The organism is Ruegeria sp. D7 (assembly GCF_056534355.1).
The window spans coordinates 197,995-212,260 of the sequence record NZ_JBQFPG010000005.1 but is presented as its reverse complement, the minus strand read 5'-3'; the positions used below and the strand labels follow the sequence as shown (position 1 = coordinate 212,260).

Sequence of the window (14,266 nt, the reverse complement as noted above, 5' to 3'; positions counted from 1 at the left end):
CCCGCCTTTGCGGAGGGTACGAGTAGTGAGCTGGATACGTTTTCCGAGTGTAAACCTTTCCCGTGTTTTGTCGGCGACTGTCGTGTTTCTATCTTGCGCTGCCCCGACTTTGGCCGGCGATGTCGTCGGGGAAGTCACTGAGCCCGACGTAATCTCGTCTCAGCGTTTCGCGCGCGACGTCAATGCGTTCTATCTGGGGGTCAGCGCCGGACATGCCTCGGGCGGTTCGGACGAGTTTGGCCTGCGCGTGAACGACGGAGACACGTTTGCTGCGGGCGACCTTAAGCCAAGCGGAAATTTCGCAGGTTTTCGCGGTGGCTGGCGCGGCATTCTGCCAGCCAGAGGTGGGCGCGACTATGTGTATGGGCTGGAAGTCGGCTATGACTTTGGCACGCTCGATGACATCACCTCGTCCCGATCCGGTGGGGCAGAGGTCAGCGGCAGATCCGCGATCTCGGATGTATTGTCCATCCGCCTGCGGAACGGGCTTACCAACCGCAGCGGCAGTGTCCTCTATTTCGTGACTCTGGGTTATGTCCGCGGCGATATCACCACGTCAGGCTCACTAACTGATGCAAGCGGGACAAGCCGATTTGAGAGCGAGGACCGCCGACAAGGTTTCTCGGCCAGCTTGGGCGCTGAACACAAACTGAACGAAAATTGGTCGATCACCGGCGAGATCGAGTATCTGCAGTTCGAATCAAAAACGGTCGAACTGGGTCCGTCATTCTCGACCAAATCGACGCCAAGCTATCGCGGACTGCGGATCGGTTTGAACTATACATTCTGATATCCGCGCGATTGGCGTTTAAAGTTGGCTGTTTCAGCGTTCATCGGCGCATTTGTCATGAGGTGTGCAAATTTTGAAACTGCCGCTTGCGTCTACCTCTTCAGTTTGTCTACGCTCAAGGTGAACCGCCAAGACAGGAGAACGGATTGGCCATCGGTGCCCTGACCCCACCGCAAGATGACATGCCCCAGCGTGAGGCGCTTGTTGAATTTCCAGACAACAGATTATTGATCGATTTGTGCGGAGAGTATGACCGCAACTTGACCGATATCGAACAGAAGCTCTCGGTGCAGATTGTGCGACGCGGCAATCAGCTTGTCGTGCTGGGCGACGAGGATTCGCAAAAGCAGGCGATTGAGGTTCTACAGGCCCTCTATACACGGCTCGAAGGTGGGCGTGATGTGGAAGCCGCAGATGTCGACCGCGAGTTGCGCATGGGCAATTCCGAGGTCGGAACTGGCACGCGCGATGGTGACCAGCTTGAGATGTTCAAGGGTGGCACGGTCGAGATCAAGACACGCAAAAAACTGGTCGAGCCGCGCACCGACGCCCAGAAGGCCTATGTGCAGTCGCTGTTCAACAACGAACTGGCCTTTGGCATTGGTCCCGCTGGCACCGGCAAAACCTATCTGGCCGTCGCGGTCGGGGTGTCCATGTTCATTGGCGGGCACGTTGACCGCATCATTCTCAGCCGTCCGGCGGTCGAGGCCGGTGAAAAGCTCGGTTACCTGCCCGGTGACATGAAGGATAAGGTCGATCCCTACATGCAGCCGCTTTATGACGCGCTGAATGATTTCCTGCCCGGAAAACAACTTGCCAAGCTGATCGAAGAAAAGCGGATCGAGATTGCTCCGCTTGCCTTCATGCGCGGTCGTACGCTGGCAAATGCATTTGTGGTGCTGGACGAGGCGCAGAATGCCACAACGATGCAGATGAAGATGTTCCTGACTCGGCTTGGTGAAGGTAGCCGGATGGTTATCACCGGCGACCGGTCTCAGGTTGATCTGCCGCGCGGTGTGCAGTCAGGTCTCAAGGATGCCGAACGGTTGCTGAAAACGATCCCGAATATCAGCTTCAACTATTTCACCTCGAAAGATGTCGTCCGCCATCCGCTTGTCGCCGCCATTATCGAGGCGTATGAGGCCGATGCGGGGCGCGAAACCGGATAACTTTCAAGGCGCCGATTGAAGCTGGGCTCGGAGCCAAAGGTATGAATCTGGAAATCACGCTTGAGGATGATCGCTGGCGCGGGCTGGAGCCTTTGGCCACGCGCGCAATTGCTGCTGTTCTGGAGTATTGCGATCTTGAGGCGGATCAATGCGAAATCAGCTTGCTGGGCTGCGATGATGCACGGATCGCTGAATTGAATGCTGAATTTCGTGAAAAATCCACGCCGACCAACGTCCTCAGCTGGCCTGCCGAAGAACTGGCCCCGGATCGGGCGGGAGACACTCCGCCGGCTCCGCAACCTGACTTTACTGGCGAAATCGTGCTGGGCGACATTGCGATCTCTTATGACACCTGCGCGCGCGAAGCAGCTGAAGCCGGCAAAAGCACCGACGATCACGTGACGCATCTGATCGTTCACGGTACACTACATTTGCTGGGGTATGATCACATTCGTGACCTCGACGCCACTTTGATGGAAAGGGTCGAGGTCGAGATACTTGGCAAACTGGGTATAGATGACCCATATAATGTATGACATGGGCACCTTTGCCCGATCATTTGGAACAGGATAATGGGCGAAACAGACGGCAGTTCTAGGGCGGCGCATGGCGCGCATTCTCAGAACAGCAGCAATGACAGCGACGAAAGAGGCGGGCTTTTTTCTCGACTCATCGACGTATTTTCTTCTCAGGGCGAAGAGACCAGCCAGCTAAACGGGGCAGAGGTCGTCAGCGCTCAGCCAAGGGGCATGATCAACCTGCGCAGAATGCGGGTCGAAGATGTTGCGATCCCAACAGCCGAAATCGTATCGGTCCCCTCGACAACCCCGAAAGACGAACTTGTCCAGATTTTCCGCGACAGCGGCTTGTCACGCATTCCGGTTTACGATGGCACTTTGGATACGCCCTTGGGGTTTGTGCATCTCAGGGACTTTGCGCTGACCCATGGCTTTAACGGCAACTCCTCCGAGTTCGATCTGAGGTCGATGCTGCGGACATTGCTGTTCGTGCCACCATCGATGCCAATTGGCGTTTTGCTGACCAAGATGCAGACAGAACGTCGCCATATGGCTCTGGTGATCGATGAATACGGTGGAGTCGATGGTTTGCTGACTATCGAAGATCTGATTGAACAGGTTGTCGGAGAAATCGCCGACGAACATGATGCCGACGAAGATCAGCTATGGATACAAGAGAAACCCGGCTGCTACGTGGTTCAGGCGCGTGTACCACTTGAAGAGTTCGAGGCCGAGATTGGCCGCTCTCTGACCAGCCACGAAGATGTAGACGAAGAAGAGATCGACACATTGGGCGGTTTGGTCTTCATGCTCTCGGGGCGGGTTCCGGCGCGTGGTGAGGTTGTATGCCACCCCGAAGGGCCCGAGTTCGAGGTCATTGACGCAGACCCGCGCCGCATAAAACGGTTGCGTGTCATGCTGCCGGATATTGTTGCATGAACCCTGCCGAGGGGTGGCCCTTTTGGCTGCGGTTGGTGCTGGCGGCGCTGTTGGGTGTCGCAGCGGCCAGTGGTCAGGCACCATTGGGATATTGGCCAATAAGCTTGCTGTCGCTGGTGCTGATAGCGCCGTTGTATCTGAGCACTGAGACAAATCGCCGAGCGGTTTTGCTGGGTTGGGTCTTCGCAACGGGCTATTTTGCGCACGCATTAAGCTGGATTATCGAGCCGTTTCTGGTTGATGTCCAACGCCATGCGTGGATGGCCCCTTTTGCTCTGATCTTCTTGTCGGGCGGGTTGGCCTTGTTCTGGGCGTTGGCCTTCGGAGTTTCGAAGCGCATCGGTGGAGCGCCCGTCTTGCAGGGGGCTTTGCTGTCTGTAACGCTGGCGCTGGTCGAGTTTGCGCGTGGCTACATTCTGACCGGATTTCCTTGGGCAGGCATCGCGCAGATTTGGGTGGATACGCCATTTGCCCAGACTCTGTCACTTGTCGGCCCCTATGGTTTGGGGGCGCTGACACTGCTTGCCACAGTGCCATTGGGCGCAGCCTTGTTCAGCAATCGTACCCGAAGCGGCATCGTTGTACCGATCGCGTTGACCGCAGGCTGTGCGGTATTGGCTTTGATCTATGCAGCGAACCGACCTCCAGTCATGCCCTCTGGTCATATCGTGCGGCTGATTCAACCCAATGCACCCCAGGACCAGAAATGGGATCCTGCCTATGCGTCAGTGTTTTTCGCACGCCAACTTGAATTCACAGCGGCCGAGCCCCGCCCGGACCTGATCGTCTGGCCGGAAACCTCGGTCCCGGCATGGCTGGGCAGCGCACAGCCCTATCTTTCAGCCATTGGCGAAGCGGCACAGGGCACCCCGGTGATCCTGGGCATTCAGCGTGCAGATGGGCAGCAGATTTATAACTCGATGATCTATCTAAATGAGGAGGGTCAGCAAGACGGGCTATACGATAAACATCACTTGGTGCCCTTTGGGGAATATGTGCCATTTGGTGAAGTGATGGCAAGGTTCGGCATCTACGGGATGGCCGCAACCACAGGGAATGGCTTTAGCGCGGGACCGGGTGCCGCATTGATGGATGTAGGCGTGCTGGGCAAGGCGCTGCCGCTGATCTGCTACGAGGCGGTTTTCACGCAGGATATTTTATCCGCGCCGGATCGTGCGGATTTTCTTTTGCAGATTACAAACGACGCTTGGTTCGGAACGCGTTCCGGCCCGTATCAGCACCTCGCCCAGGCGCAGATGCGTGCAATCGAACAAGGCCTGCCGATGTTGCGCTCGGCCAATACCGGAGTTTCGGCAATGATTGACCCAGCGGGGCAGATCACCGAGGCGCTGGCGCTTGGGCAGGCGGGGTTTATCGACGCCGAATTGCCGCGCCCACAAACTCCGACCGTTTATTCCCGAATTGGTGATAGTCCGGTATTAGTAGCTCTATTGGTGCTATTCGCGCTGCTATGGCGACACACCCGGCGCGTAAACGACCAAATTCCGATTGACCCTGTCAAACGCTAAGCGTATTCGGTCGCACGCCTGTCACAACGGCTTCCTGACGTGGTGGGGTAAACTTAATGGAGCACATTCATGTCCCGACAGAATTATACTTTTACTTCGGAATCCGTTTCCGAAGGACACCCGGATAAGGTCTGCGATCGTATTTCCGATGCAGTACTAGACGCATTCCTGCGCGAAGAACCCGAGGCCCGCGTTGCCTGCGAAACTTTTGCCACCACGGATCGCGTAGTAATCGGCGGTGAAGTGGGTCTGTCGGATCAGGACAAGTTGCATGATTATATGGCGCATATCGACGATATCGCGCGGGCATGTATCAAAGATATCGGTTACGAGCAGGACAAGTTTCACCACGAAACCGTCGAAGTGACCAACCTTCTGCATGAGCAGTCGGCCCATATCGCGCAGGGCGTGGATGCTGCCGATAACAAAGACGAAGGCGCGGGCGATCAGGGCATCATGTTCGGCTATGCCACGACCGAGACGCCAGCGCTTATGCCTGCGCCGATCCAATACTCGCATGCCATCCTTCGCCGACTTGCCGAAGTCCGCAAAAATGGTAGTGAACCTGCCTTGGGCCCGGATGCGAAATCGCAGTTGTCGGTGGTTTACCGTGACGGCACCCCTGTCGGTGTCAGCTCGATCGTGCTGTCGACGCAGCATCTGGATGCGGCGCTGACCTCGGATGATATCCGCGCCATTGTTGAGCCTTACATCCGCGAAACCCTGCCCGACGGCTGGCTGACCGCCGAGACCGAGTGGCACGTGAACCCCACCGGCAAGTTCGTCATCGGCGGTCCGGATGGTGATGCGGGTCTGACCGGTCGCAAGATCATCGTCGATACGTATGGCGGCGCGGCCCCTCACGGCGGTGGTGCATTCTCGGGCAAAGACCCAACCAAGGTGGACCGCTCGGCGGCTTATGCGGCGCGTTATCTGGCCAAGAATGTCGTTGCTGCAGGGATGGCAGAGCGCTGCACCATTCAGTTGAGCTATGCGATTGGGGTGTCAAAGCCGCTATCGATCTATGCTGACACGCACGGAACTGGCCAGATTGCCGATGCGGTGATCGAAAAAGCAGTTGGGCAGGTGATGGACCTGACTCCGCGCGGAATTCGCCAACATCTGCAACTCAACAAGCCGATTTATCAGAGGACCGCTGCTTATGGCCACTTTGGTCGCGAACCCGATGCGGACGGCGGATTTAGCTGGGAGCGCACCGATCTGGTAGAAGCGCTGAAACAGGCGGTCTGATCAACAATTAGTAAAACGCGCCGGTTTCGGCGCGTTTTTTGCAAGTCGGCGACCACTTGCAACAATTTCAGCCCCGCAGTAAGGGCTGCGCCATGAGTACAAAGACCCCACAACGCCCGCGCAGAAATTTTTATGGCCGCTTTAAGGGCAAAACCCTGAAGCCCAGTCAAAAGACTTATCTGTCGGAAGATCTTGCCGCCTTGTCCCCCGGTGCGGTGGATTGGGACGGTAATCCTGAACGCGATCCGCTCGATCTCGATGGTCTATTCAGAGGCAAGCCTGTCTGGCTTGAGGTCGGCTTTGGCGGCGGCGAGCATCTGGTGCATCAGGCTCAGCAAAACCCGGATATCGGCATCATCGGAGCCGAACCCTATATCAATGGTGTTGCGATGCTGTTGGGTAAAATCCGTCAGGCCGGTGTTGAAAACCTTGCCGTACATCCCGGGGACGCGCGAGACTTGTTCGACGTTTTGCCTGAAGCCAGCATATCGCGCGCTTTTCTGCTCTATCCCGATCCCTGGCCTAAGACCCGGCATCACCGACGCCGGTTTGTCACACCTGAACATCTGGAGCCTTTGGCGCGCGCGTTAAAGCCGGGCGCAATTTTTCGCGTTGCAACAGACATCCCTGACTATGTGCGCCAAACGCTGGAAGAGTTGCCGCGGGCGGGCTTCGAATGGCTGGCCGAGCGCCCCGCCGACTGGCGTGAGCCGTGGGATGACTGGATTTCCACGCGCTACGAACAGAAGGCGCTGCGCGAAGGCCGTACACCCCATTACCTGACCTTCCGCCGCAAAGACTGATTGTTGCTGGACCAACTGGCCCCAATTCGCTAATCGGCCTGAGGACTGATAGCGAAAACAGGAGCCCCCATGTCCGGACACGGCACGCCCACCCCGATGACGTCGCAGCCTTGCGGCCCGCTGACAGGCACCGCAGAGGTGCCCGGGGACAAGTCGATCTCGCACCGGTCCCTGATCCTGGGGGCAATGGCTGTGGGAGAAACCAAGATATCGGGCCTGCTGGAAGGCGAGGACGTATTGGACACCGCTAAGGCCATGCGTGCCTTTGGGTCCGAAGTAACGGATCATGGCGGTGGCGAATGGTCGGTGCATGGTGTAGGCGTTGGTGGTTTTTCCGAACCAGATCAGGTAATCGATTGTGGCAATTCGGGCACTGGCGTGCGCCTGATCATGGGGGCGATGGCGACTTCTCCGATCACAGCGACCTTCACCGGAGATGCGAGCCTGAACAAACGTCCGATGGCGCGGGTCACCGATCCGCTGGCGCTGTTCGGAACGCAATCTGTCGGCCGAGACGGTGGACGTCTGCCGATGACCATTGTCGGAGCTGCGGACCCCACCCCGGTGCGCTATGAGGTGCCTGTGCCTTCGGCGCAGGTGAAATCAGCCGTTCTGCTGGCAGGGCTGAACGCTCCCGGCAAGACCATCGTGATCGAGAAGGAAGCGACCCGCGATCATTCCGAACGGATGCTTGCGGGCTTTGGTGCCGAAATCACGGTCGAGGACACGGATGAAGGGCGCGTCATTACGCTGACCGGTCGGCCCGAGCTGAAGCCACAAGTCATCGCCGTGCCGCGCGACCCGTCCAGTGCGGCCTTCCCCGTCTGTGCCGCACTGATCACACCGGGCTCGGACGTGTTGGTCCCCGGTATCGGCCTGAACCCGACCCGCGCAGGCCTGTTCACCACGCTGCGCGAAATGGGTGCCGATCTGACCTACGAAAACGAGCGCGAAGAGGGGGGTGAACCGGTTGCCGATCTGCGTGCAAAATACTCGCCCAACATGAAGGGGATCAACGTCCCGCCCGAACGCGCGGCGTCGATGATCGATGAATACCCGGTGCTGTCTGTTGTGGCCGCAAATGCGACCGGCACAACAATGATGGGCGGCGTGAAAGAGCTGCGCGTCAAGGAAAGTGACCGGATCGACGCAATGGCCCGTGGCCTGCGCGCCAACGGTGTGACCGTGAACGAGGGTGACGAATGGTGGTCAGTCGACGGTCTCGGCATCGGCGGTGTGCCCGGTGGTGGGACCTGCGAAAGCTTCTTGGACCACCGCATTGCCATGTCGTTCATGGTCATGGGGATGGGGGCTAAAAAGGCGGTTTCGGTGGATGACGGCGGACCGATCGCAACGTCGTTCCCGATTTTTGAGCCTTTGATGGCCGCGCTCGGTGCCAAGGTCGAGCGTACATGAGATTCACCGTAGCTATCGACGGCCCTGCGGCGGCGGGCAAGGGGACGATTTCCAAGGGCGTTGCTGCGCATTTCGGGTTTGCGCATCTGGATACCGGTCTTCTCTATCGCGCAGTGGGGCGTCGTATGCTGCAAGGTGACGAACCGGTTGCAGCGGCTGGGTCCCTGACAGCAGAAGAATTGCAGCAGGGCGATCTGCGTACGGCTGAGATCGCACAGGCGGCCTCGAAAGTTGCGGTCATTCCTGAAGTCCGAAGCGCACTCGTTGATTTTCAGCGGGCGTTTGCCCGTCGCGCCGGAGGCGCCGTGCTGGACGGGCGCGATATTGGAACCGTGATTTGCCCAAACGCTGAGGTCAAACTGTTTGTCACCGCCAGTCCCGAAGTCCGGGCGGAACGGCGATATCTTGAGCTTTCGGCCAAAGGTTCGGACGTGTCACGCGAACAGGTGCTTGCGGATGTCAAAGAGCGTGACTCACGTGACGCGGATCGCAGCACTGCACCGATGAAACCTGCAGATGACGCCGTGCAGCTTGATACGTCAAACCTGAGCATCGAGGCCGCGTTGGCACGGGCGCTCGAAACGATAGAACAGAACCTGCCCGCAGCCTGAAGTGGCTGCGGACAAGGGTCCGTCAGTTACAATTCACCAACTGCGATGCTCTTGATATTGGCCCACTGGTCATCTGCGGTTTTAGCGGTGCTGGTGACGTCTTTCAGGAAAGCAGCGCGGGTATCAGCATTCAGGAACAGATACAGCTTGCCGTCTGCGATCAGGTACTGATCCGGGTCGCCGTCGAACTTTTTGCCAACAGACACCCCGAACGAACAATAGCCACCGTGCTGGGGCAAGTAAGCCGCCGGATTGGCCTCGAACGCTTCAAGGTTTTCCGCGCTGGTGAAGTAAAAGGATGCGCCGTCATAAGTCGCCGAATGATTGGCGAAGCCTTCTACCGGATTGCCATTGTTGACAAGCGCGACCAGATCGACGCCATGGGCTGCCAGGGGTGCACCAGCCGCCGACAGGCCTTTGGAGACGTTGATTTCGTCTGCGGCAAAAGCCGGAGCTGCCAGGGCCAGAGTTGCGGCTAATGCAGTAAGTGCGAGCGATTTCATAGTAGGGGTCCTTTCCCATTTTGGTTCAAGGCTCGGGTCCGCCCCAAGCCGATGTAACTAAGTTAGAAAAGGTTATTCGGACGGGTAATCGCAGATAGGTCATGAGATTTTGCAGATCGTCCAAAGATCAGTGCGTTTTGCAAAAACCGTTCACATAGCTTTGTTTGGCCACCTGTCCGATGGCCGCCTAAGCTTGCTGGACAACCGTAGGAGTGGCCCATGATCAGACTAGCCCTGTTTTTGTTCTTTCTTGCAGGTAGCGTAGCTGCGCAGCAATCAGATACGCCGGTGCCCGAGGCCGAACCTCCGATGACTTACGAGCGTCTGGGAAAAATCATCTTTGCGCTAGATCCCGAGGCGCAACCGATCGGGCCGGGGTTTGAGTTGACGATATCTGATGTGACGGTGCTGGTTGTCACCGATACCAATGCTGATCGCATGCGGGCGATGGTCGCGATCGGCAGTGCTGCGGATTTGTCGCCAGCCGATTTGCAACGGATGATGCAGGCAAATTTCGACAGCACGCTGGATGCGCGCTATGCGATCGCAAATGGCACCTTATGGGCTGCGTTCATTCACCCGCTTTCGCTGTTGCAAAGGGATCAGTTGATCTCGGGGCTGGCCCAGACTGTGAATATCGCCAACACCTATGGCACATTGTACACCGGTGGTGCGGCGGAATTCGGAGGGGGCGACAGCCATGATCTGCAGCGTGAGCTGATCGAAGAACTTCTGAAGAAGGGTGAGGAAATCTGACACTTGTCCAAAGTAGGCGCACAGCCTGAATTCTGATGACGAATGTGCCAGCGACCATGGGTGTCATAGGCTCTAGCTGGATGCTTGAAAGCTGTTATAGTCTTCCCACAGCTAAATAAGGGAAAGCTGCTGTTAATCCCCAACACTCAAAAAAAGGGGGAGGCAGCTACAAAATCCCAAGCCAACAGGGACAAAAAAATATGAATAATCGTTTGCGTAAGATCACCATCGTGGGTGGTGGTACGGCGGGTTGGATGACTGCGCTCATCCTGGACATGGTGTTCTCCCGCACGTCAGCACCCAAGGATCGCCCACGCATTTGCTTGATCGAAAGCCCCAACATCTCGACTGTGGGTGTCGGTGAAGCGACGGTGCCGCGTATGCCGGTCACGCTCCGTCAGGCGGGCATATCAGAGCGGGATTTCTTCCGCGAAACCAACGCATCGTTCAAGTTGGGAGTTAAGTTCTGCAATTGGAACAACGACGCCAAGGGCAATCGGATCGACTACGTAAACCCGTTTGCCCATGGTCAATTGCTGGAGGGATTGGAGGCTGCCGAGTATTTTCTGCGTTTTGGTAACGGGGATCGGGATTTCACGCAGTCAATCTCACCGCATGATGATCTGGCCCGGTTGTGCAAGGGTGCGCGCCCGTTGGGTGCACCTGAGTTCGAACAGCGGTTTGGCTATGCCTATCATCTGGATGCCGTGAAATTTGCGGGCATGCTGACAAAGGTCTGCGCCAAGCGCGGCGTCGAGCATATTCAGGATGAGGTGCAATCGGTCGAACTGGACGAGCAGGGCAATGTCAGCCACCTGATGTTAGAGCGCAAGGGACGCCATGACATTGAGATGGTCATAGATTGCACGGGTTTCCGGGGGTTGATCATCAATCAAGCGTTGGGCGAGCCGTTCATGGATTACTCGGACTACTTGCCCAACGACCGTGCCATGGCCTTGCAGATCGAGCACCCTAACCCCGAAAAGATCGAAAGCGTTACACGCTCGACCGCGCTTGGTGCGGGTTGGACGTGGCGTGTGCCGCTCTACAATCGTGTAGGTACGGGATATGTGTATTCATCCGCGCATCGGACCGATGATCAGGCGGCGGACGAATATCTTGAGTGGTTGGGCGACAGCGGCAAGGGGCTGACACCGCGCGTGATCCCCATGCGTGTTGGTCGTGTCCGCAATGCCTGGGTTAAGAACTGCTTGGCGATCGGTTTGTCTGGTGGATTTATCGAACCGCTTGAAAGTACCGCGATCCACATGATCGATCACGCGATCCGCTGGTTTGCCGAGCATCTGCCGACCCGCGATATCGAGCCCGCGCTGCGCAACCGATATAACCGGCAGATGAACAAGCTTTATGACGAGGTACTGGATTTTATCTGCCTGCACTACCGGTTGGGTAACCGCGCCGATGATCAATATTGGATCGACGCCCGCACCGAGATGAAGATTCCGGATCGGTTGGCCGAGAACCTTGAGCTGTGGCAGCATCGTCTGCCGATGGAACACGATATCGAGTTTGCGACGCTGTTCAATTTCCGCGTCTATCAGACGGTTCTTCTAGGCAAACAGGTGTATGATACGGGGTATGGCGAAGGTATCCGTGATCGTCTGCGACCGCTGAAGAAACCGATTTGGTTCCAGTGGTGGAAGGGGGCAAAAATGGACCTTGCACAGATCCTCAAGACCATGCCGGATCACAAAACCCTGCTGCGAGATATCCGGGGCGAGTTGGAGAAGCCTGCCTTTGGCAAGGCCGCAATGGGGCAGCCGACTGTCGCAATGCCGGGCGCGAAACCGGCACCCGTGGTGATTGAGAACATGCCAAACCTCGCTGAGATTCAAAGCGGCAAGAAGGATCTGCAACTGTTCTAGCGCCGCATGGTATCATTCGGCAGAACTGACAAAGAAGGCCGGGGATCGGATCGCGTTTGCTTCGATGCCCGGACCTGATGTTCGGATTTTGTGGGATTGGCCAGTGTTTGAGGGCTTTGCTCTTGCACATGACACGGAATCCGCCTATACGCGCGCTGTCTGAACAAGGGCGGTTAACGTCCGGATGACGTATCTGAGCAGGGCCGGGTTACCTCGGCCCTTTGTGTTTGTTAGCTCGGGCGCGTTCTGGATCACGCATTCAGGCATCATGAAACAAGACCGGCGGAGACAACCGCTCGGCCAGCAAAAACGTTATGTAAAGGAAAACAACGCCACATGGCTAACGCATCCATGGAGGAATTCGAAGCCCTCCTGAATGAAAGCTTCGAAATGGACACGCCCGAAGAGGGTTCTGTTGTCAAAGGCAAGGTTCTGGCGATCGAAGCCGGCCAAGCCATCATCGACGTAGGCTACAAAATGGAAGGCCGCGTTGATCTGAAAGAATTCGCAAATCCCGGCGAAGCCCCTGAAATCGCTGTAGGCGACGAGGTCGAAGTGTACCTGCGCGCCGCAGAAAACGCCCGTGGCGAAGCCGTCATCTCGCGCGAGATGGCCCGCCGTGAAGAGGCATGGGACCGTCTGGAAAAAGCATATGCCGACGACCAGCGCGTCGAAGGTGCAATCTTTGGTCGCGTCAAAGGTGGCTTCACCGTCGATCTGGGTGGCGCAGTTGCGTTCCTGCCCGGCTCGCAGGTTGACGTTCGCCCCGTGCGCGACGCTGGCCCGCTGATGGGTCTGAAGCAGCCGTTCCAAATTCTGAAAATGGACCGCCGCCGTGGCAACATCGTTGTTTCGCGTCGCGCTATCCTGGAAGAATCGCGTGCCGAACAGCGTGCCGAAGTCATCGGCAACCTGTCCGAAGGTCAGACCGTCGAGGGTGTCGTCAAAAACATCACCGAATACGGTGCATTTGTTGACCTGGGCGGCGTTGACGGCCTGCTGCACGTCACCGACATGGCATGGCGCCGTGTGAACCACCCGTCCGAGATCCTGACGATCGGCGAAACCATCAAGGTTCAGGTCATCAAAATCAACAAAGAGACCCACCGCATCAGCCTGGGCATGAAGCAGCTGCAGGAAGATCCGTGGGATCTGGTTGCTGCGAAATACCCGTTGGGCTCGGTCCATCAGGGTCGCGTCACCAATATCACCGACTACGGCGCGTTCGTCGAGCTGGAAGCCGGTGTCGAAGGTCTGGTGCACGTGTCCGAGATGTCCTGGACCAAGAAAAACGTCCACCCCGGCAAGATCGTTTCGACCAGCCAGGAAGTCGACGTCATGGTTCTGGAAATCGACGGCGCCAAGCGTCGCGTATCTCTGGGCCTGAAGCAGACCCAGCGCAACCCATGGGAAGTGTTTGCAGAAACGCACCCCGAGGGCACCGAGGTCGAAGGCGAAGTCAAGAACATCACCGAATTCGGTCTGTTCATTGGCCTCGAAGGCGACATCGACGGCATGGTTCACCTGTCCGACCTGTCCTGGGACGAGCGTGGCGAAGATGCGATCCAGAACTACCGCAAAGGCGACGTGGTTTCGGCCGTCGTCTCGGAAGTTGACGTTGAGAAAGAGCGTATCTCGCTGTCGATCAAAGCCCTGGGCGGTGACAAGTTCGCCGAAGCCGTGGGCGGCGTGAAGCGTGGTTCGGTCATCACCGTCGAAGTGACCGCGATCGAAGATGGCGGCATCGAGGTCGAGTACGAAGGCATGAAGTCGTTCATCCGTCGTTCGGACCTGTCGCGTGACCGTGCTGAGCAGCGCCCCGAGCGTTTCTCGGTCGGCGACAAGGTCGACGTCCGCGTCACCAACGTCGACAGCAAGACCCGCCGTCTGGGCCTGTCGATCAAGGCACGCGAGATCGCCGAAGAGAAAGAGGCCGTGGAACAGTACGGTTCTTCCGACTCGGGCGCGTCGCTGGGCGATATCCTGGGTGCAGCACTGAAGTCGGGCGACTAAGTCCGGGGCGTATCCCAAACATGAAATTCGGCCTCGCACCATGGTGCGGGGCCGTTTTTGTTGCGAATCAATATCTTCCAAA

At 57.5% G+C, this 14,266-nt stretch carries 13 protein-coding genes and 1 riboswitch; of the genes, 12 read left to right on the top strand and 1 reads right to left on the bottom strand.

The window, feature by feature from the left end:
• Positions 1–25: 25 nt before the first annotated feature.
• The 9 genes from ACRZ9U_RS10045 to cmk all read left to right on the top strand — a co-directional run bounded on the left by ACRZ9U_RS10045 (position 26) and on the right by cmk (position 9,026).
• The gene (locus ACRZ9U_RS10045; protein WP_170404558.1) at positions 26–790 is read left to right on the top strand and encodes an outer membrane beta-barrel protein; all 765 of its coding nucleotides are present in this window, start codon (positions 26–28) and stop codon (positions 788–790) included.
• Positions 791–936: 146 nt separating this feature from the next.
• Positions 937–1,959 carry a PhoH family protein gene (locus ACRZ9U_RS10040; RefSeq protein ID WP_170404555.1) on the top strand — a complete coding sequence of 341 codons (1,023 nt, stop codon included), beginning with the start codon at positions 937–939 and terminating at the stop codon, positions 1,957–1,959.
• A 41-nt stretch (positions 1,960–2,000) separates the two neighbouring features.
• A complete protein-coding gene (ybeY, locus tag ACRZ9U_RS10035; RefSeq protein ID WP_170404552.1) occupies positions 2,001–2,495 on the top strand; it encodes an rRNA maturation RNase YbeY in 495 nt (164 codons plus the stop codon).
• Positions 2,496–2,531: 36 nt separating this feature from the next.
• Positions 2,532–3,416: a hemolysin family protein gene (locus tag ACRZ9U_RS10030; protein ID WP_170397541.1), complete on the top strand. Its 885-nt coding sequence runs from the start codon at positions 2,532–2,534 to the stop codon at positions 3,414–3,416.
• Positions 3,413–4,945: an apolipoprotein N-acyltransferase gene (gene lnt, locus ACRZ9U_RS10025; protein WP_170404549.1), complete on the top strand. Its 1,533-nt coding sequence runs from the start codon at positions 3,413–3,415 to the stop codon at positions 4,943–4,945. The genes ACRZ9U_RS10030 and lnt overlap by 4 nt, the downstream gene beginning before the upstream one ends.
• A 15-nt stretch (positions 4,946–4,960) precedes the next feature.
• Positions 4,961–5,009: riboswitch (SAM-SAH riboswitch) on the top strand.
• Between the two features lie 5 nt (positions 5,010–5,014).
• Complete coding sequence (gene metK, locus ACRZ9U_RS10020; protein WP_170404546.1) at positions 5,015–6,196, top strand: methionine adenosyltransferase; 1,182 nt, start codon at positions 5,015–5,017, stop codon at positions 6,194–6,196.
• A 92-nt stretch (positions 6,197–6,288) separates the two neighbouring features.
• On the top strand, positions 6,289–6,999 hold the full coding sequence (gene trmB, locus ACRZ9U_RS10015; protein ID WP_170404543.1) for a tRNA (guanosine(46)-N7)-methyltransferase TrmB: 711 nt from the start codon (positions 6,289–6,291) through the stop codon (positions 6,997–6,999).
• A gap of 69 nt (positions 7,000–7,068) precedes the next feature.
• Positions 7,069–8,415, top strand: coding sequence for a 3-phosphoshikimate 1-carboxyvinyltransferase (gene aroA, locus ACRZ9U_RS10010; protein ID WP_170404539.1), 1,347 nt, complete (start codon positions 7,069–7,071; stop codon positions 8,413–8,415).
• Entirely contained in the window at positions 8,412–9,026 is a 615-nt protein-coding gene (gene cmk, locus ACRZ9U_RS10005) for a (d)CMP kinase (protein ID WP_170404536.1), read from the top strand. The genes aroA and cmk overlap by 4 nt, the downstream gene beginning before the upstream one ends.
• A gap of 26 nt (positions 9,027–9,052) precedes the next feature.
• Here cmk and ACRZ9U_RS10000 read toward each other — a convergent pair whose 3' ends face one another.
• The gene (locus ACRZ9U_RS10000) at positions 9,053–9,529 is read right to left on the bottom strand and encodes a YHS domain-containing (seleno)protein (protein WP_170404533.1); all 477 of its coding nucleotides are present in this window, start codon (positions 9,527–9,529) and stop codon (positions 9,053–9,055) included.
• A 219-nt stretch (positions 9,530–9,748) separates the two neighbouring features.
• On the opposite strand from ACRZ9U_RS10000, the gene ACRZ9U_RS09995 reads away from it, so the two are divergent.
• The 3 genes from ACRZ9U_RS09995 (at position 9,749) to rpsA (ending at position 14,184) form a co-directional block, all read left to right on the top strand.
• A complete protein-coding gene (locus tag ACRZ9U_RS09995; RefSeq protein ID WP_170404529.1) occupies positions 9,749–10,285 on the top strand; it encodes a hypothetical protein in 537 nt (178 codons plus the stop codon).
• 200 nt (positions 10,286–10,485) lie between these two features.
• Complete coding sequence (locus ACRZ9U_RS09990) at positions 10,486–12,171, top strand: tryptophan halogenase family protein (RefSeq protein ID WP_480901679.1); 1,686 nt, start codon at positions 10,486–10,488, stop codon at positions 12,169–12,171.
• A 336-nt stretch (positions 12,172–12,507) separates the two neighbouring features.
• Positions 12,508–14,184, top strand: a complete 1,677-nt coding sequence (gene rpsA, locus ACRZ9U_RS09985; RefSeq protein WP_170404523.1) for a 30S ribosomal protein S1 — start codon at positions 12,508–12,510, stop codon at positions 14,182–14,184.
• Positions 14,185–14,266 lie beyond the last annotated feature (82 nt).

What these genes read in the sequence shown, in the direction of transcription:
- ybeY (WP_170404552.1), top strand. Translation starts at nt 2,001, where the DNA reads ATGAATCTGGAAATCACGCTTGAGGATGATCGCTGGCGCGGGCTGGAG.
- ACRZ9U_RS10030 (WP_170397541.1), top strand. Translation starts at nt 2,532, where the DNA reads ATGGGCGAAACAGACGGCAGTTCTAGGGCGGCGCATGGCGCGCATTCT.
- lnt (WP_170404549.1), top strand. Translation starts at nt 3,413, where the DNA reads ATGAACCCTGCCGAGGGGTGGCCCTTTTGGCTGCGGTTGGTGCTGGCG.
- metK (WP_170404546.1), top strand. Translation starts at nt 5,015, where the DNA reads ATGTCCCGACAGAATTATACTTTTACTTCGGAATCCGTTTCCGAAGGA.
- trmB (WP_170404543.1), top strand. Translation starts at nt 6,289, where the DNA reads ATGAGTACAAAGACCCCACAACGCCCGCGCAGAAATTTTTATGGCCGC.
- aroA (WP_170404539.1), top strand. Translation starts at nt 7,069, where the DNA reads ATGTCCGGACACGGCACGCCCACCCCGATGACGTCGCAGCCTTGCGGC.
- cmk (WP_170404536.1), top strand. Translation starts at nt 8,412, where the DNA reads ATGAGATTCACCGTAGCTATCGACGGCCCTGCGGCGGCGGGCAAGGGG.
- ACRZ9U_RS10000 (WP_170404533.1), bottom strand. Translation starts at nt 9,529, where the DNA reads ATGAAATCGCTCGCACTTACTGCATTAGCCGCAACTCTGGCCCTGGCA.
- ACRZ9U_RS09995 (WP_170404529.1), top strand. Translation starts at nt 9,749, where the DNA reads ATGATCAGACTAGCCCTGTTTTTGTTCTTTCTTGCAGGTAGCGTAGCT.
- ACRZ9U_RS09990 (WP_480901679.1), top strand. Translation starts at nt 10,486, where the DNA reads ATGAATAATCGTTTGCGTAAGATCACCATCGTGGGTGGTGGTACGGCG.
- rpsA (WP_170404523.1), top strand. Translation starts at nt 12,508, where the DNA reads ATGGCTAACGCATCCATGGAGGAATTCGAAGCCCTCCTGAATGAAAGC.